The following is a 15,764-nucleotide window of genomic DNA, read 5'->3' as shown; positions in this document are numbered from 1 at the left end:
TGCCAGCCTTTGAAACTCTTTTCAACGTATCGGCCAGGGGCTTTGAACCCCCGCCGCGACCCCGCGAATGCCGCCATGAACCCCCTAGAAAAACTGTTTGCAGATCTGCCACGCATCCCCAGCATGCCGCGCGTGGTGCAGGATCTGATCGCCTCCCTGTGCAAGGAAGACATCGACATTGGCTCGCTCGTTGCCCAGGTCAAGCAGGATCAATCCCTGTCCGCACGCGTACTGGCCATGGCCAACTCCAGCGCGTTTGGCGTCAGCAAGAAAATTGGAGCGATTGATCAGGCCGTCACCCTGATCGGCCTCACCGCCTTGCGCTCGCTCGTCATCGCCTCGGGCATCTCGAAAGCCTTTGCCAAGGTGGAAGGGCTGGACATGCAGGTCTTCTGGCGCCAGGCCATGATTTGCGCCGGCGTCGCGCGGCAGATGGGCAAGCATCAGGGTGTGAATCGCGAGTTCGCCTACACAGCCGGCCTGATGCACCGCATCGGCCTGCTCCTGATTCATCTGGCATCCCCGGCGAAAGCGCAACAACTGAGCGCGCCGGATACGCCCTCAGGCCTTGAATTCATTGAGCTGGAGCGCTCGTTGCTCGGCCTCGATCATTGCGAGGTCGGCGCCGAGCTGGCCCTGCGTTGGAACTTCCCGCCAGAAATCCAGAACGCCCTGCGCTGGTATGTGCAGCCGCTCAATGCGGAGGCCGGCCCGCTGGCCGCCATCGTGAACCTCTCCGAAGCGGTCACGCACGAACTGCTCAAAGGCGAAGAGCCCGAGAAAATCAGCGTCCTGCTCGATCCCGCCGTGCTCGCCAAACTCTCCTTCAGCCGCGCCGACGCCGAGAAGCGTATCGAAGCCTGCGTGGATCTGCCGGAGTCGGTTGAGGCGCTGATGTAAGACAGACCTGCCGGTGGCCTTCCTTCCGGTGCGCCAGGGTTTTCGTTTGACCTATTGAATGGCCTGAAAGCCGCGCGCAGATTGGGTCTTCAACAGGTATGTCTTGTGAGGCAGGCTTGGTAAGGGTTTTCGGGGTGGCATGCTGGAGATGATTCCTGCGAGCGGGTCTTCAGCGGGGTGTGCTGAAGCGATGACAACTTTTGCTTGGGCTGAGTCATGCGCGGGCATTGCTGATGGTCAGGGTGCTGGATTGTAGTCGTTAGGCGTTCACGGCGCGGAGGCTGAACTCACGGCTCATTCCAATTTCTACATCCCACAACTTTGCTTCAGGGAAGGCCCTAGCCGCGAGACAAAGCGACAAGCGATCTTCAGGCGAGATCATCGGGCCGAAGTACACGGCGCCGAGTTCTCGTCTATCGAATTTATAGTCACTGAAGTGGCCCGTGTCGGTCGGACGCTTGAAGGAAGCAATTCGCCACTCGGATTCATAGCTCCAATCTGGAGATTTCGTGTACGTAGCGGCATGAAGAATGGTTCGGATTGCTTCTTCGTTTTGCAAGTTCATGAGTTCAGCCCATCCATCTGCGGTGTAAATCGCGGGTTTTTGCGCAGGATACGTCACCGGCTTGGCCGCCAACCAGACGCTATCGAGTTCATCGATACATCTGAACTCGAGTACTACTCCACGATAGTTGTTCGCGTAGTGATGCCACATTGCGGTATGGGTGGCGCTCTCGGTCAGGCAGAGGATTCGATGATCGGGTAATACGCCTCTCCAGACATCCCGCAATTCGTCCATGCTTGCTCCGCTCGGATGATGTGACTCAGCAATCTCTGTAATTCCCGCTAGAAGTTCGGCTTTCAGTTCTGCAGAAATTCCGCTCTTAATTGTTTCGAGGATCAGGTGCAACTTGGGTACGAATTGGGTTGTGTCCTCGGGTGGGTGGCAAATCAGGTGCGCCATGCGTCGTCCTGAAGCCTGAACAAACTCATCTGCCGTGATTCCAAACGACAGTTCTCGTGGGACGTCGAAGGGGTCGTTGAATAAGACCGGAGAACTCCAACGAAGCGACCGATTTGTTAAGACGATGCGTGCAGTGTCTGCCGACATGTACTTAAAGAAGCTCTGTCGGTCGTGGAGACGATTCAGTGAACGCATAGGTAAGTTTCAGAGGCTTAACTCGTTGTAGGGAGCACCGCGTACGGCGCAATTCGCATGATCCGGCACGACTCGTAGGGCGTCAATGAGCTAGGCAAATTGCAGCGCATGAAGCAGCGTTTCATGCGGTTTGAATGTCGAATTTTTAACGTATCGGGACTCCTTGCGTGGCCGAGCGCCGACAGCTTTGTGCCCCGACAGCTCATCCATCGCGTCATTCCGGACTCGATCCAGAATCCAGAAGACGGGTGGCGAAGGGCACTGGATTCCGGATCAAGTCCGGAATGACGGGTTTTGCGTTGCTTTATCAATTCGCACGCACATCATCAGGCCGTTTTCATCCGTCCCATTCACGCATCCTCCCCAGCGTATTCAAGCCCCCGCGTCAGTACATGCACGGTCTGGACGGATCCAGCGTTCGCTGGCGCACAGTGTGCGTCGATGGGAAGACCTACAGTCCCGGCTCGTGACTTGATGGGTTTTCCAGGAGACAAGAATGAATAAGCATAAACGTGGAACTACAACAATTTGCGGCTGGGTCCTCGCTGTGCTGCTGTCCGCAGGCTTGCTGGGCTGCGGCGGTAGTGGCGACGATAACAATAATGGTGGCGGCAATGGTGGTAACGGCAGTGTTGCTGCGGGCGCTACTGCGGTGCCAGGTGCGGCCGGCACGGCTGGGGCGTCAGGCTCTGACCCGACGGTGGCTTCGGCGAGCCCGGCTAACAATGCTACGAACATCTCGACCAGCTCCAACAGCGCCGGAAATGTGGTGACGGGCACTTTGGTGACAGCAAATTTCAGTCAGGCGATGGACGCGACGACGATCAACTCGTCGCCGGCCGGCACGCTGCTGACTTTCACGCTCAAGAAAACGCTAACGGGCGTTAACGAACCCGGCACCGTCGCCATGAATGTGGCCCGGACGGCTGCTGTGTTTACGCCAACGGCCTCGGCCCTTGCAGCCAATACCAGCTACACCGCGACGGTCAGCATGGCTGCCAAGAGCGCGGGCGGAACGGCCATGGCCAGTCCGATTGTCTGGAGCTTCACGACCGCAGCGACGCTGAGCACAGGGCAGGCGCCGATCAATCTGGGTCTGGCGGGGAACTATGCGATTTTCGCCGATACGGGGATCGCTACGGTTCCAGCCTCGGTGATTACCGGTGATATCGGCGTTGGCCCCGGCGTGACCTCAAGTGCGATTACCGGATTTGCGCTGACCCTGCCGGCCGGCAGTGCGTTTTCGACTTCGGCCCAGGTCAGCGGCAAGGTGTATGCCTTTGATTACGCTCCGCCTACGCCAGCCAACGTGAATACCGCCGCAAATGACATGGCGACTGCCTACACCGATGCCGCTGGACGAACCGCTGGTGTCGGCCCGTTCCTGAATGTCGGGGCTGGCACGCTGACCGGTCTGACCCTGGCTCCGGGTGTCTACACCTGGGGAAGCAATGTGACGATTCCCACGAATCTGACGCTATCCGGCACTGCGAACGATGTGTGGATTTTCCAGATCTCCGGAACGCTGGATCTGGCTGCCAGCAAGCAGATCATTCTGGTCGGCGCCAAGGCCAAAAACGTCTTCTGGCAGACCTCGGGTGCGGTAACGGTGGGGGCGAACGCGCACTTTGAAGGCGTCGTGCTGGGCCAGACGGCGATCAATTTCGGCAATCAGGCCTCGGCCAACAGCCGGCTTCTTGCCCAGACGGCGGTTAATCTGAATCAGAACGCGATTACGCCGCCTGCTCAGTAAGACGGAGACAAGACAAAGATGGCCCCATGGCCGGGACAGGAGTCTTGGCCGTGGGGCCATCTTTTTTTTGGCTTGTCGGAGGCTTGGCTTGAGATGCCTCAGGGCGTAGTACCTGTGCTACAACGCGACTGCTCCTGCACGGACTAATTTTTCCGGAATGCGCGCCAGGCTGACTCAGCCTTTGCTATTCGCGCATCGCTGGCAGCCAGTGCTTCCAGCTTTTCCGCCTGACCCGCTTCGCTCAAACAGCGCAGAAGCGGGAAGACATGTTCCCAGTCATAGGAAACGAGCAGCAGGTCCATGCCGGCGCCAAGCGCGTGGATCGATGAATCGCACAGCCCACGGTTGTAAACCGCGCCCATGGTCATGTCATCGGTGATGAGCAGGCCGTCGTGGCGCCAATCCTGACGCAGCACGCCGGTGATGACTTTGGGCGAGAGGCTGGCGGGCAAGTCGGGGTCGATGCTGCTGACGCTGACGTGGCCAACCATCAGCAGGGCCGGGGTCTGGGCAAGCAGGGCGCGGAAGGGTTGCCAGTCGCGCGCTTCGAGTTCGCTGCGCGGGGTGTCGAGGCCGGCGCTGAAGTGATGGGTGTCGGCGCTGACACTGCCGATGCCGGGAAAGTGCTTGGCCGTGGGCAGCACGCCGTGCGCCAGCAGGCCCCGGCTGTAGGCCAGCGCGACACGCGTGACAGTGGCCGGGTCGGCCGAGATGGCGCGGCTGGCGATGCGGGTATGGAAATCCAGCGCGCCGCTGGCCTGCGCGGGTTTGAGATCCAGTACGGGCGAGAAATTCAGATTCACGCCCAGGCTTGCCAGTGCCTCGCCTTGAGCGGCGCCGTAGGCCTCGGCGCGGCGTTCGATATCCGTCAGATTCGGCTCCAGCAGCGTGGCCAGCGCGGGCTGATGTGGCAGCGGTGGCGACAGGCGCGAGACCGGGCCGCCTTCCTGATCGCTACTGACGAGCAGCGGTGGCAAGCCTGCTTCGCTGCGCAGGGCCTGTAAGCCAGCGATTTCGGCGCGCAGTTGCTCGAAACTCTTGCCTGCGACATTGCGCCGCGTGATGAAGATGCCGGCGATGAACCCGCGCCGGGCCAGTTCGCGAATGTCATCGGGCTGGTCGTAGCCGATCACCAGATGGCGGCCGAGCGCGGCGAAGCGCGTGGCCTCGGCGCCGCTGGCCGTGAGTACGCCAGCGCGGTCAGCGCGGAAGCTGACTTCGCCCCGGATCGCGAGGCCGCCGATGATCAGCCATGCTGCCGCGAAGAGCGCCTGCGAGCGCTGGCGCCGGCCCAGCCACACGTAGAGCGCGAGCCCGGCCAGCGCAATGCCGGCGAGCAGCCAGGATTCCCAAGCGCGAATCGGTAGCAGGTGCGGGTCGCGCAGGTGCGTGGCCCAGATCAGGCTGGTGAAGGCGAGCAGGGCGTGCAGTGCAAGGCTCAAACCAAGCAGGGTGCGACGGAGCCAGCGGGACGTTTGCATATTGCTCAGCCCGACAGGGTCTTGTTCAACGCCACCAGCGTGCGCTCGCCCAGCCATTGGCATTGCGCTTCATCCAGCACGTAAGGTGGCATCCAGTACACCGTATTGCCGATGGGCCGCAGCAGCAGGCCTTCTGCAAGGGCATGGGCGTAGAAGCGGCGCGCAAAGCCGCTCTCCGGGCACTCTACGTCGAAAGCCAGGATCATCCCCGCCTGGCGGACATGCTCCACTGCGGGGTGCGCGGCGATGGGCTCTGCAGCACGGGCCAGCCAGGCGGTGCGCTGGAGGTTGGCCTCCAGCACGTTCTCATCGCGGAAGATTTCCAGGGTGGCGAGCGCCGCCGTGCAGGCCAGCGCGTTGCCGGTGTAGGAATGCGAATGCAGGAAGCCGCGCGCGACCTCGTCGGCATAGAAGGCCTGATAGATCGTCTCGGTGCTGAGCACCAGCGAGAGCGGCAGGTAGCCGCCGGAGATGCCTTTGGACAGGCACAGGAAGTCCGGCCAAATCCCGGTATGCTCAACGGCGAAAAATTTGCCCGTGCGCCCGCAGCCGACGGCGATTTCGTCGGCGATCAGATGGACTTCATATTTGTCGCAGAGTGTGCGGGCGCGGCGCAGGTATTCGGGGTCGTACATGGCCATGCCGGTGGCACATTGCACCAGCGGCTCGACGATCAGTGCGGCGGTCTCGGCGTGATGCTCGGCAAGGAAGGCTTCGAGTGCGGCGGCCGCACGGATCGCCACGTCCTTGGCCGATTCGCCCGGCTCGGCAGCGCGCGCATCGGGCGAGGCGACCGTCGCGGCAGCGCGCACCAGCGGTGCGTAGGCTTCGCGGAAGAGGGCGATGTCGGTGACGGCCAGCGCGCCCACTGTCTCGCCGTGATAGCTGCCGGCCAGACTGACGAAGCGCGTCTTGGCGGGGCGGCCCGTGTTGCGCCAGTAATGCACGCTCATCTTCAGGGCGATTTCGGTGGCTGAAGCGCCGTCCGAGGCGTAAAAGGCGTGGCCCAGATTGTGGCCGGTCAGCGCGGCGAGCTCTTCGGACAGGCGCACCACCGGTTCGTGGGTGAAGCCGGCGAGGATGACGTGTTCCAGCTTCTCCATCTGCTCACGCAGGCGCTGGTTGATGTGCGCGTTGCAGTGGCCGAACAGATTGACCCACCAGGAACTGACCGCGTCGAGATAGCGGCTACCGTCCTCGGCGATGAGCCAAGGCCCTTCGCCGCGCGTGATGGCGATCAGCGGCAGGGTTTCGTGCTGCTTCATCTGCGTGCAGGGATGCCAGACGGAGGCGAGGGAGCGCTGGAGCAGGGACATGGTTTTGCGGTGTGAGGGCCGTGAAGCGCGCAGTCTACCTGCCCATGGCGTTGGGACGGTAGTTGTCGCCAGATTGTGAGCCGCCTCGCATGTTGCAGTGCAGTGTTCGCCTTTCCTGGGTGGCTGCTTGCAGAGCCGCGCTGGGCAAGGCTTTGTAGGTGACATGTCGCGAGATGCTTGTGTAGCCTTTCTGCTGGCAGTGCATGCCTGAAGAGTGCCGCTGGAGGCGGCTCTCCGGGCTGCTTGCAGATGCAGGAAAATCCAGCCTCGGCGCGAGATTCTGCGCCTGTGATCCTTTCGGCTCCTGTCCCTTGACGCATGACGAATGCGCGACCAGTATTGCCGCTGCATTTCGTCTGCGTCATCCCGATTACGGGAAAAATGCAGCGGCAATGTCGGGCCCGCAGCAAAAACGCGGGCCATCAGTCCTCAATAATTCAGGAGACAAAACGAATGAACGCAAAACGCATTGCACTTGCCGTACTGGCGCTGGGCTTGAGCTCAGCCGCCTGGGCGGCCAACCGGCCGGCCGGCTACACCACGATCTGTACCGAGGGCAAGACCTGTACGGTCGCTGCCAGCACCAAGGTTGCCTATGGGCGTTCGGATAAATTTACCTACAAAGTCCTCTCCGGCAGCTTCGTTTGCAGCGAGGCTACTTTTGGCGCAGGTACCAAGGTTGCCGGCGGGACCAACGAGTGTTCTATCTCCAGCAGCCCCAGCAGCAGCTCAAGCTCTTCCAGCTCGTCGAGCTCCTCCAGCAGCAGTTCCAGCTCATCGAGTTCTTCCTCCAGCAGCTCCAGCTCTTCATCCAGTTCCAGCAGCTCCTCCTCGTCGAGCTCCAGCTCTTCAGGCGGAAGCGCCAGCGCCACGGTCACTGTGCCGGCTTGGCCTGGTTGCCCGGCTTACGTGAACGTCGGGGCTGCCAGCACCGTGCCGCTCACCGAGACCCATGTTGTGCCGGCCGGCACGACCTATGACGGCGGTGGCAAGCGCTTCCAGCTCTCCAACGCGGGTCAGGCGGAAGGTCAGCCGCCGGTGTTCCTGCTGGAAGAAGGCGCTTCGTTGCGCAATGTCGTGATCGGCAATCTTGCCTCTGACGGCGTGCATTGCAACGGCAATTGTTCGGTCTACAACGTCTGGTGGGAAGACATCGGTGAGGATGCTGCCACGGCGAAGGGCGGCACGGGCACGACCATGCGGGTCGATTGCGGCGGCGCCTTCCTCGGCACCGACAAGACCTTCCAGCACAACGGTCAGGGCACCCTGCACATCACCCGCTTTGTGGCAGACAACTGGCAGAGCAAGGGCGGCAAGTTCTATCGCTCCTGTGGCGACTGTACGGGCAACAAGGGCCCGCGCACGGTGATCATTGAAAACTCGCGCATCCACAACCACCAGACCATCGCAGGCGTGAATAGTAGTTACTCGAATGGCTCGCCGGCTGACAAGGCGATCCTGCGCAACGTGATGCTGCTGCGCTGGAACGGCGAGATCGAAGTGTGCTCGGCCTTTAAGGGCGTGGAAAAGGGCTCAGGCTCGTCGAGCAACATCGGGCCGGAATGGAGTACTGCCAGCTGCGACGTGAGTGCCACCGACATCACCGCCATCGACAAGACCGGCGGCAGCAAGAAGACCGGCATCGCCCCGGGCAACGGTGTCGATCCGGCACCGGTGAAGCGCGTGCAGGAGAGCTGGACTTACTGATCAGGCGTGGCCTGACAGACCAGAACGCCCGGGCCAGCCCGGGCGTTTTTGTTTGGGGTAACGGCCGTTGATGGGGCTAACGTTCTGGGCAATGAGGCAGAGCTCTTTACCGAGCGTGATGGTGATCAGGGTGGCTGGCGTAAAGCTGGCTGTCTTCGGGGTCAGATGAGGGACGGGTTATCATTGGGCTCGCATTAACTTGATGGAACATCATGATTTCAGCGAGCGAGTACAAACGGATAACCACTGCGCCTGATGCGTTCAGCTTTCTGCAGTTGCAGGCAACTCGGCGCATCCTTGAGAGTGTTCAATCGCCGTTGGCCGGGGTGATCGATAGCTTTTGTCTGGATCATGTCGAGATACCAGCCTTACATCCGGGTGACTTAGATAAGTTGTTCTACAGAGTGTCCGCCTCACAGCAACAGGCATCTGAAATCGTTCAAGCCTTGCTGGAACTTGAAGCGGATGCGGTGTCTCCTGAGGGTGATACTACGAACCTTGCTTCGCAGCTTGCAGCGCTTGTGGACAAATGGAGTCGGTATGAAAATCATGTTTCGAACAAATAGATTTTTTGATTTTTCTAACTGAGGCACGCAGATGTTGATCGTCGTTTCCCCCGCCAAATCGCTGGATTATCAGAGTCCCTTGCCGACCGCTGAATTCACCGACCCGGCCTTTCTGGAGCAGGGCGCCGCCTTGATCGAAATCCTGCGTGGCAAGAGCCCGCTGGAAGTGTCGAAGCTGATGGATATCTCCGACGCCCTGGCCGTGCTGAACGTGACGCGCTATGCCGAATGGGCGCGCCCTTTCACGCCGCAGAACGCGCGTCAGGCAATGTTTGCCTTCAATGGCGATGTTTACGACGGGCTGGATGCGTACAGTTTCACGCCTGCACAGATAGCGTTTGCGCAGGCCCATTTCCGCATGTTGTCGGGTCTCTACGGCGTGCTGCGCCCGCTGGATCTGATGCAAGCGTATCGGCTGGAAATGGGCACCAGACTCGCCAATCCGGCCGGCAAGGATTTGTACGCTTTCTGGGGCGATACGATCACCAACGCCCTGAATGCCGACCTGGCGCAGCTCGGCAAAAAGCCGGTGCTGGTGAATCTGGCCTCGGAGGAGTATTTCAAATCCGTGCGCCCGAAGACGCTTGCCGCGCGCGTGATCACGCCGGTGTTCGAAGAGCGCAAGGGTGCGGCTTACAAGATCGTCAGCTTCTACGCCAAACGCGCGCGTGGGTTGATGAGTCGCTATGCCATAGTCAATGGCATCACTGATCCGGAAGCCCTCAAGGCTTTCGATGCAGAAGGCTATGCCTTCACGCCAGCCGCCTCGGAGGCGGATCGCTGGGTGTTCCGGCGCGAGGCTGCGTGAGCATGCGCGGACTGTTCGCGCTGTATGTGCTGCTGTTCAGCGCGGCGGTGCAGGCTGATCCTTGTTCTGGCGGTGATCGCAGCCTTGATGCGGCACGGCGCGAGGCGCTGGCGCCAGTGGTGTCGCGTGATGTGACCCTGCTGCTGTGGCCGCATTTCAAGGCACATTTCGATCCGGGGCCGCAGCGCGTGCTGTCGTCCTTGCGCATGCGCGGCTGGTTTGTGCTGTATGTCGACACGGGCAAGACCGATGATGTGGCCTTGTTCTACGCTGGCGATCCGGCCAGAGGCGGGCGTTACGCGGGGTTTTGGGGCGGTTCGGCGCCCACGGATGAAGGCCCGCAACTGCGGCGTGAGCTGTTGCGCGATATCCCTGGCATTCCGCCCGCGCTGGCCGGTTGTTTTGCCTGGCGCGTGACACAGCACCCCGAACAATATCCTTGGCCATGATCAGTTTTTCGCCGGAGCGTGTGTGACGCTGGCAGCTCCATACTCTTTATTCCTTACTCATAACATGCACATCAGCTCCCAGTTCGACAGCGGCAATATCGAAGTCCGCGACGCCTCCGATCCGCAAAATATCCGCCTCGCCATCCGCCCGGATGCCGGCGGCGAATTCCTGCAGTGGTTCCACTTTCGCCTGCACGGCGTGCGCGGTGTGCCGCTGCGCCTAGTGATCGAAAATGCGGGCGCCTGCAGCTACGCGGAGGGCTGGCACGGCTATCGTTGCGCGGCGAGTTACGATCGCGCCGACTGGTTCCGCATTCCGCAGACCAGTTACGACGGCGAGCAGATGGTGATCGAATTCACGCCGGAATCGGACACCGTCTGGCTGGCCTATTTCGAGCCGTATTCGCAGGAGCGCCGGCTGGATTTTCTGGGACGCTGCGCAAGCTCTCCGATGGTGCGCGTGGAATGCATCGGCAGCAGCCTGCAGGGGCGCGATCTGGATGTGCTGCATATTGGCGAGGGGCCGCGCCAGATCTGGGTGCAGGCGCGCCAGCATCCGGGCGAGAGTATGGCGGAATGGTTCATGGAGGGCTTTGTCACGCGCTTGCTGGATGCGGCCGATCCGGTGGCGCGCGAACTCCTCAAGCTGGCGAGTTTCCACCTGATCCCGAACCTCAATCCCGACGGCAGCGCGCTGGGCCATCTGCGCAGCAATGCGGCCGGCGTGAATCTGAATCGTGAATGGCATGCGCCGACGCTGGAGCGCAGCCCCGAGGTGTTGCATGCGCAGGTGGCGATGAAGCAGACCGGTGCTGATTTGTTCCTCGATATCCACGGCGACGAAACCCTGCCTTATGTGTTCATCGATGGCGGTCACATGCTGCCGGGCTATGGTGAAACGAATCTGGCCCTGCAGGCAGCCTTCCTCGACAACCTCAAGCGCGCCAGCCCGGACTTCCAGACCGAGCAGGGTTATGCGGATGACCGTTTCACCGACGAGATGATGACGCTGGGCTCGAAGTGGGCGGCAGCGACGTTCGGCTGCGTATCGCTGACCCTGGAAATGCCTTTCAAGGACAACGCCAACGCGCCGGATCCACGCACCGGCTGGAACGGCGCGCGCAGCCAGCGTCTGGGTGAGGCCTTCCTGCTGCCGGTGCTGGCGCATCTGCAGGCACTGGCTTGAGCCGTTTTTGGCAAGCCCTTGTCTGGTACAAGGTTTTTATTTTCATGTTCAGCCTTTAGCATTCGGGCCTGATTCCGGCGAGCGGCAGCCGGACGCCTTTTTTATTACACGCCGCAGGAAACCCGCCCCCATGAACGATGTACTGATTTTTGGCCTTACCGAACCCGAATTCGGTGAGTTGAGTCTCAAATTTTTCCTCTCCGGCCTGGTCGCCTACATGGTGTTCATCATCTGGAATCTGGCGCGCGAATCGAAGGCCGGCAAGTACGGCATGTTGTGGATGTTCATGGGCCTGGGCCTGGGCATGTTCGGCTTCGTCTCGAAGGAGCTGATCATCAAGGTGTTGTCTGCGGCACATTGATTGCGGGTTTCGGTGAATCAAAGGGCTCCGGCTATAATCCGGGGCCTTTTTCTTTTCCGGAATCCTCGTCATGAGCCAGAACCAGTTCGACGCCGTCTCGGTCGTCACCAAAGCCAATGTTTACTTCGACGGCAAGTGCGTCAGCCACAGCATCGTGCTGGCCGACGGCACCAAGAAATCCGTAGGCGTGATCATGCCCGCCAAGCTGACCTTCAACACCGGCGCCGCCGAAATCATGGAAACCGTGGCCGGCAATTGCCGCGTGCTGCTCAAGGGCGAAACCGAGTGGAAAAGCTACGGCGAAGGCCAGAGCTTCGACGTGCCGGCCAACTCCAGCTTCGAAATCGAAGTGAGCGAGCCCTATCACTACATTTGTCACTTTGCTTAAATTCAGTTCTGAGTGCTGAGGATTGAGTACTGAGTGAAATTTCCGCTGGCTGCGCCAGCGCCGTTTTTGACTCAGCACTCAGCACACAGCACTTGGCACTGTTGATCGGAGATCAACAACATGCCTTCATTTGACTTCACTTCCGAAGCCGACATGGTTGCGTTGAAGAACGCCATCGACGTCGCTTCGCGCCAGATCGACAACCGTTACGATTTCAAGGGCACCAGTGCCAAGATCGAGCTGAACGAGAAGGACAAGCTGATCACGCTGCATGGCGACTCGGATTTCCAGATTGACCAGATCAAGGACATTCTTTTCCCCGCGATGGAGAAGAAGGAAGTCGAGAGTTCCAAGCGTCTGGAGGCCGAGAAGATCGTGACGATCTCAGGCAACAAGGTGAAGCAGGAGCTGAAGATCAAGTCCGGCATCGAAACCGAGATGGCCAAGAAGATCGTCAAGCACATCAAGGATGCCAAGCTCAAGGTGCAGGCCACAATCCAGGGCGACGAGGTCCGCGTGACCGGCGCCAAGCGCGACGACCTGCAGGAATGCATCGCGCTGATTCGCAAGTCGATCACCGATTTTCCGATCAAGACCGGGAATTTCCGCGATTGATGACCGTGCTGGAGAGCCGCACTGCGCCTTGCTCTGCGAGTAGCCTTGCTGCAGAGGTCCGCAGGGTAGGGCTCTTCAGTGTGTATGCCCTGAGAAGGCCGCTGTGGGCGGCTCTTCAGGCATGATCCTGAATGTCGTCTGGCTGTTCTTCTTTTTTGCGGCCTTCCTGGCCTGCGTCGTACAGTGGCTGGCCTTCGGCGATGCGGCGATCTTCTCGCGCGTGCTGCAGGAATCATTCGGCATGTCGAAGACGGCCTTCGAGATCGCGCTGGGCCTGACCGGTGTGCTGACTTTCTGGCTGGGCATCATGAAGGTGGGCGAGAAGGCCGGTGCGGTGGCGATGCTGGCGCGCCTCGTCGATCCGCTGTTCCGCCGCCTGTTTCCGGGCATTCCGGCCGGCCATCCGGCGGCCGGCGCGATGCTGATGAACATCGGCGCCAACATGCTCGGGCTGGACAACGCGGCCACGCCGATGGGCCTGAAAGCCATGCAGGCGATGCAGGAACTGAATCCGGATAAGGACACCGCGTCGGATGCGCAGATCCTGTTTCTGGTGCTCAACGCCAGTGGCCTGACCCTGATTCCGGTCAGCATCATGACCTACCGCGCGCAGCTCGGTGCGGCCAATCCGGCTGACGTGTTTCTGCCGATTCTGCTGGCGACTTTCTTCAGCACCCTGGCCGGTCTGCTGGTGGTGAGCTGCTTCCAGAAAATCCAGCTGCGCCATCCGGTGGTGCTGGCCTGGCTGTTGGGCTTGTGCGCCGCGGTGTCCGGCACCCTGTGGTATTTCGCGCGCCTCACGGCGGCCGAGATGTCGGCGGCGAGCGCCTTCGTCAGTGGCTTTGTGCTCTTCGGCATCATCATCGCCTTCCTGTCGTTGGCCGTGTGGCGGCGCGTGTCGGCTTTCGAAGCCTTCATCGAAGGTGCGAAAGAGGGCTTCAATACGGCGATCATGGTTTTGCCGTATCTGGTGGCGATCCTCGTCGGCATTGCGGTATTCCGTGCCAGTGGCGGCATGGATCTGCTGATGAAGGGCGTGGCGACGGCACTGGGCTGGTTCGGCGTGCCGGCCGACGTGGTGCCGGCGCTGCCCACCGCGCTGATGAAGCCACTGTCGGGCAGCGGCGCGCGCGGCATGATGATCGACGCGATGAAAACCTATGGCGCCGACAGCTTCATCGGGCGTCTGGCCTGCATGTTCCAGGGCGCGGCCGATACCACTTTTTATATTGTCGCCGTGTATTTCGGTGCGGTGGGCGTGCGCAACACGCGCTACACGATTCCCTGCTGTCTGGTGGCCGATGCGGTCGGTGTGATGGCTGCGATTGCGATTGCCTACCTGTTCTTCCCGCCGGGCTGAAACGCTAAAGATTGTCACACCCTGCCAGGAGCGGGGAAGTTGGTCTAGGCTGAACTTGCGCCGCTGTGTTTGCAGCGGGAAGGAGACTCATCATGGAAGTCGGTTCAAGTACCTCGGCCGCCAGTGCCCAAACTCAAACTCAGGTTGGTGTGCTGAAAAAAGCCAATGAACAGCAGGCGGATCAGGTGAAGCAGTTGCTGGATGCGCAACAGGCTCAGCAAGTGCAAGCCCAGCAACAGCAACAGCAGACCCAGCAAGTCCAGGCCGCGCCGCGTAGCGGACGGATCGATACTTACGCCTGAAAGCTGTCGAAGTAGTGCAGCACGCGCTTGGGCATCCAGTCCAGCGTGCCCGGGAATTTGCCGGTCACGAAGCCGACGTGGCCGCCTTCGGCGGGTTGCTCCAAGCGCACGAAGGCCGAGGCGTGTTTCGCCTTGGGTAGTGCGGCGCTGGGCAAAAACGGATCGTTCAGCGCATTCAACACCAATGTTGGTACCGTGATGTACATCAGCAGCGGCTTGGCCGAGGCCCGTCGCCAGTAATCTTCCACTCCCTTGAAGCCATGCAGCGGTGCCGTATAGGCATCATCAAACTGCGCCAGGGTCTTCGCTTTGCTGGCTTTCTTCGCGTCGAAACGCCCCGGGAAGCGCGCCGCTTTTTCGGCCGCGCGTTGATGCATGGTGTGCAGGAAATACTTCGTATAAACCTTGTTGAAGCCGCGCGCCAACTGATTGCCGGATTCGGTCAGATCCAGCGGTGCAGAGATCGCCGCCGCCCGTGCGATCAGCCCTTGAGCTTCCTCGCGGCGCGTTCCCAGCCAGCACAACAGGGCGTTGCCACCCAGCGAAACACCCGCCGCGTAGCGCGGCACGTCCGGATATTTCTTGGCGAAGCGACGCAGGATCCAGTCGACTTCATTCGCATCGCCAGAGTGATAGGCGCGCGGATGCAGATTTGGCTCGCCCGAGCAGCCGCGGAAATGCACCACCGCCCCATTCCAGCCGCGTGCGGCGACTTCGCGCATCAGGGAGTGTGCGTAATGGCTGTGGCTGGACCCTTCCAGGCCGTGAAACAGGATGACCAAGGGCTGATCAGCGTGGTTCGGGAGGAAGTCCACGTCGATGAAATCATCGTCCGGCGTCTTCCAGCGTTTGCGGCGCATGGCAGGGCGTTCACCTTTGATCGCCAGTGGCCAGATCGTCTGGGCATGGCCACCTTTGAGCCAGGTGGGCGGGACGTATTGCATCCTGAAGACCCTTGTATGCGGGGAAACCCCAGTCTAGTGCACCGTGCGCGGAGATTCCTGCATCATCAGACCATTGGTATCCGGCGCCGGAGAGGTGTGATGCACCAGCAGCTGCCAGCCGCGCGGGCCGCGCGTATACACGTTGGTGGTGATCAGCGGCGGGGCAATGGTGTCGTCACCCTCTACGCTGACGTGTTGCAGCAGGCTATGCACGGCGACCAGCGCCGAGTGGGTTTTGATCAGGTTGCTGGTGCGGATCTGGAACTTCATGCCGATCTCGAACAGCTGCTTCCAGGATTCACGGATCGCCCCGATGCCGTTGAAGCGTGAGCCGCCCGGATGGATGCAGATGGTTTCTTCGTCCTCGGACCAGACGGACATCAGCGCGTCCAGATCGCTGCGCACGAAGGCATCGTAAAAAGCCTGTTCGGCGTCGTCGGGGGTGGCGTATGTGGCTGTGCTCATGGGG

General features: G+C 60.9%; 17 protein-coding genes. 12 read left to right on the top strand and 5 right to left on the bottom strand.

What is annotated here, in order from left to right:
* Positions 1 to 75 precede the first annotated feature (75 nt).
* Complete coding sequence (locus ABXR19_RS05195) at positions 76 to 900, top strand: HDOD domain-containing protein (protein ID WP_354600039.1); 825 nt, start codon at positions 76 to 78, stop codon at positions 898 to 900.
* Positions 901 to 1,159: 259 nt separating this feature from the next.
* On the opposite strand, the gene ABXR19_RS05190 is transcribed toward ABXR19_RS05195, so the two are convergent.
* The gene (locus ABXR19_RS05190) at positions 1,160 to 1,864 is read right to left on the bottom strand and encodes a DUF2971 domain-containing protein (RefSeq protein WP_354600038.1); all 705 of its coding nucleotides are present in this window, start codon (positions 1,862 to 1,864) and stop codon (positions 1,160 to 1,162) included.
* Positions 1,865 to 2,555: 691 nt separating this feature from the next.
* On the opposite strand from ABXR19_RS05190, the gene ABXR19_RS05185 reads away from it, so the two are divergent.
* The gene (locus tag ABXR19_RS05185) at positions 2,556 to 3,812 is read left to right on the top strand and encodes an ice-binding family protein (RefSeq protein ID WP_354600037.1); all 1,257 of its coding nucleotides are present in this window, start codon (positions 2,556 to 2,558) and stop codon (positions 3,810 to 3,812) included.
* Positions 3,813 to 3,955: 143 nt separating this feature from the next.
* Here the strand turns inward: ABXR19_RS05185 and ABXR19_RS05180 are convergent, their stop codons facing one another.
* Positions 3,956 to 5,293, bottom strand: coding sequence for a glycoside hydrolase family 3 N-terminal domain-containing protein (locus tag ABXR19_RS05180; RefSeq protein WP_354600036.1), 1,338 nt, complete (start codon positions 5,291 to 5,293; stop codon positions 3,956 to 3,958).
* A 5-nt stretch (positions 5,294 to 5,298) separates the two neighbouring features.
* Positions 5,299 to 6,609 (bottom strand): adenosylmethionine--8-amino-7-oxononanoate transaminase, encoded by a 1,311-nt coding sequence (bioA, locus tag ABXR19_RS05175; RefSeq protein WP_354600035.1) that lies wholly within the window; start codon positions 6,607 to 6,609, stop codon positions 5,299 to 5,301.
* Positions 6,610 to 7,062: 453 nt separating this feature from the next.
* Here bioA and ABXR19_RS05170 point away from each other — a divergent pair, with 453 nt between their 5' ends.
* The 10 genes from ABXR19_RS05170 to ABXR19_RS05125 all read left to right on the top strand — a co-directional run bounded on the left by ABXR19_RS05170 (position 7,063) and on the right by ABXR19_RS05125 (position 14,351).
* A complete protein-coding gene (locus tag ABXR19_RS05170) occupies positions 7,063 to 8,316 on the top strand; it encodes a pectate lyase (protein WP_354600034.1) in 1,254 nt (417 codons plus the stop codon).
* A 212-nt stretch (positions 8,317 to 8,528) separates the two neighbouring features.
* Positions 8,529 to 8,882: a hypothetical protein gene (locus ABXR19_RS05165; protein ID WP_354600033.1), complete on the top strand. Its 354-nt coding sequence runs from the start codon at positions 8,529 to 8,531 to the stop codon at positions 8,880 to 8,882.
* Positions 8,883 to 8,913: 31 nt separating this feature from the next.
* Positions 8,914 to 9,690: a peroxide stress protein YaaA gene (yaaA, locus tag ABXR19_RS05160; RefSeq protein ID WP_354600032.1), complete on the top strand. Its 777-nt coding sequence runs from the start codon at positions 8,914 to 8,916 to the stop codon at positions 9,688 to 9,690.
* 2 nt (positions 9,691 to 9,692) lie between these two features.
* Positions 9,693 to 10,139: a hypothetical protein gene (locus ABXR19_RS05155; protein WP_354600031.1), complete on the top strand. Its 447-nt coding sequence runs from the start codon at positions 9,693 to 9,695 to the stop codon at positions 10,137 to 10,139.
* A gap of 64 nt (positions 10,140 to 10,203) precedes the next feature.
* Positions 10,204 to 11,325, top strand: coding sequence for a M14 family metallopeptidase (locus ABXR19_RS05150; RefSeq protein WP_354600030.1), 1,122 nt, complete (start codon positions 10,204 to 10,206; stop codon positions 11,323 to 11,325).
* A 130-nt stretch (positions 11,326 to 11,455) separates the two neighbouring features.
* Entirely contained in the window at positions 11,456 to 11,686 is a 231-nt protein-coding gene (locus ABXR19_RS05145; RefSeq protein ID WP_354600029.1) for a DUF2788 domain-containing protein, read from the top strand.
* A gap of 70 nt (positions 11,687 to 11,756) precedes the next feature.
* Positions 11,757 to 12,074 carry a pyrimidine/purine nucleoside phosphorylase gene (ppnP, locus tag ABXR19_RS05140; protein ID WP_354600028.1) on the top strand — a complete coding sequence of 106 codons (318 nt, stop codon included), beginning with the start codon at positions 11,757 to 11,759 and terminating at the stop codon, positions 12,072 to 12,074.
* Positions 12,075 to 12,194: 120 nt separating this feature from the next.
* Positions 12,195 to 12,689 carry a YajQ family cyclic di-GMP-binding protein gene (locus ABXR19_RS05135; protein WP_354600027.1) on the top strand — a complete coding sequence of 165 codons (495 nt, stop codon included), beginning with the start codon at positions 12,195 to 12,197 and terminating at the stop codon, positions 12,687 to 12,689.
* 121 nt (positions 12,690 to 12,810) lie between these two features.
* The gene (locus ABXR19_RS05130) at positions 12,811 to 14,049 is read left to right on the top strand and encodes a nucleoside recognition domain-containing protein (protein WP_354600026.1); all 1,239 of its coding nucleotides are present in this window, start codon (positions 12,811 to 12,813) and stop codon (positions 14,047 to 14,049) included.
* 92 nt (positions 14,050 to 14,141) lie between these two features.
* On the top strand, positions 14,142 to 14,351 hold the full coding sequence (locus ABXR19_RS05125; protein ID WP_354600025.1) for a hypothetical protein: 210 nt from the start codon (positions 14,142 to 14,144) through the stop codon (positions 14,349 to 14,351).
* Here the strand turns inward: ABXR19_RS05125 and ABXR19_RS05120 are convergent.
* Both ABXR19_RS05120 and ABXR19_RS05115 read right to left on the bottom strand, forming a co-directional pair.
* A complete protein-coding gene (locus tag ABXR19_RS05120) occupies positions 14,342 to 15,295 on the bottom strand; it encodes a hydrolase (protein ID WP_354600024.1) in 954 nt (317 codons plus the stop codon). The genes ABXR19_RS05125 and ABXR19_RS05120 overlap by 10 nt on opposite strands.
* A 33-nt stretch (positions 15,296 to 15,328) precedes the next feature.
* Entirely contained in the window at positions 15,329 to 15,760 is a 432-nt protein-coding gene (locus ABXR19_RS05115; protein ID WP_354600023.1) for a YybH family protein, read from the bottom strand.
* Positions 15,761 to 15,764: the final 4 nt, after the last annotated feature.

Source organism: Uliginosibacterium flavum (assembly GCF_040566545.1).
Lineage (GTDB): Bacteria > Pseudomonadota > Gammaproteobacteria > Burkholderiales > Rhodocyclaceae > Uliginosibacterium > Uliginosibacterium flavum.
This window is presented reverse-complemented; position numbering and strand designations above follow the sequence as displayed.

Bases quoted from the DNA above. Each gene is read 5' to 3' on its own strand.
- ABXR19_RS05195 (WP_354600039.1), top strand. From the start codon at position 76: ATGAACCCCCTAGAAAAACTGTTTGCAGATCTGCCACGCATCCCCAGC.
- ABXR19_RS05190 (WP_354600038.1), bottom strand. From the start codon at position 1,864: ATGGCGCACCTGATTTGCCACCCACCCGAGGACACAACCCAATTCGTA.
- ABXR19_RS05185 (WP_354600037.1), top strand. From the start codon at position 2,556: ATGAATAAGCATAAACGTGGAACTACAACAATTTGCGGCTGGGTCCTC.
- ABXR19_RS05180 (WP_354600036.1), bottom strand. From the start codon at position 5,293: ATGCAAACGTCCCGCTGGCTCCGTCGCACCCTGCTTGGTTTGAGCCTT.
- bioA (WP_354600035.1), bottom strand. From the start codon at position 6,609: ATGTCCCTGCTCCAGCGCTCCCTCGCCTCCGTCTGGCATCCCTGCACG.
- ABXR19_RS05170 (WP_354600034.1), top strand. From the start codon at position 7,063: ATGAACGCAAAACGCATTGCACTTGCCGTACTGGCGCTGGGCTTGAGC.
- ABXR19_RS05165 (WP_354600033.1), top strand. From the start codon at position 8,529: ATGATTTCAGCGAGCGAGTACAAACGGATAACCACTGCGCCTGATGCG.
- yaaA (WP_354600032.1), top strand. From the start codon at position 8,914: ATGTTGATCGTCGTTTCCCCCGCCAAATCGCTGGATTATCAGAGTCCC.
- ABXR19_RS05155 (WP_354600031.1), top strand. From the start codon at position 9,693: ATGCGCGGACTGTTCGCGCTGTATGTGCTGCTGTTCAGCGCGGCGGTG.
- ABXR19_RS05150 (WP_354600030.1), top strand. From the start codon at position 10,204: ATGCACATCAGCTCCCAGTTCGACAGCGGCAATATCGAAGTCCGCGAC.
- ABXR19_RS05145 (WP_354600029.1), top strand. From the start codon at position 11,456: ATGAACGATGTACTGATTTTTGGCCTTACCGAACCCGAATTCGGTGAG.
- ppnP (WP_354600028.1), top strand. From the start codon at position 11,757: ATGAGCCAGAACCAGTTCGACGCCGTCTCGGTCGTCACCAAAGCCAAT.
- ABXR19_RS05135 (WP_354600027.1), top strand. From the start codon at position 12,195: ATGCCTTCATTTGACTTCACTTCCGAAGCCGACATGGTTGCGTTGAAG.
- ABXR19_RS05130 (WP_354600026.1), top strand. From the start codon at position 12,811: ATGATCCTGAATGTCGTCTGGCTGTTCTTCTTTTTTGCGGCCTTCCTG.
- ABXR19_RS05125 (WP_354600025.1), top strand. From the start codon at position 14,142: ATGGAAGTCGGTTCAAGTACCTCGGCCGCCAGTGCCCAAACTCAAACT.
- ABXR19_RS05120 (WP_354600024.1), bottom strand. From the start codon at position 15,295: ATGCAATACGTCCCGCCCACCTGGCTCAAAGGTGGCCATGCCCAGACG.
- ABXR19_RS05115 (WP_354600023.1), bottom strand. From the start codon at position 15,760: ATGAGCACAGCCACATACGCCACCCCCGACGACGCCGAACAGGCTTTT.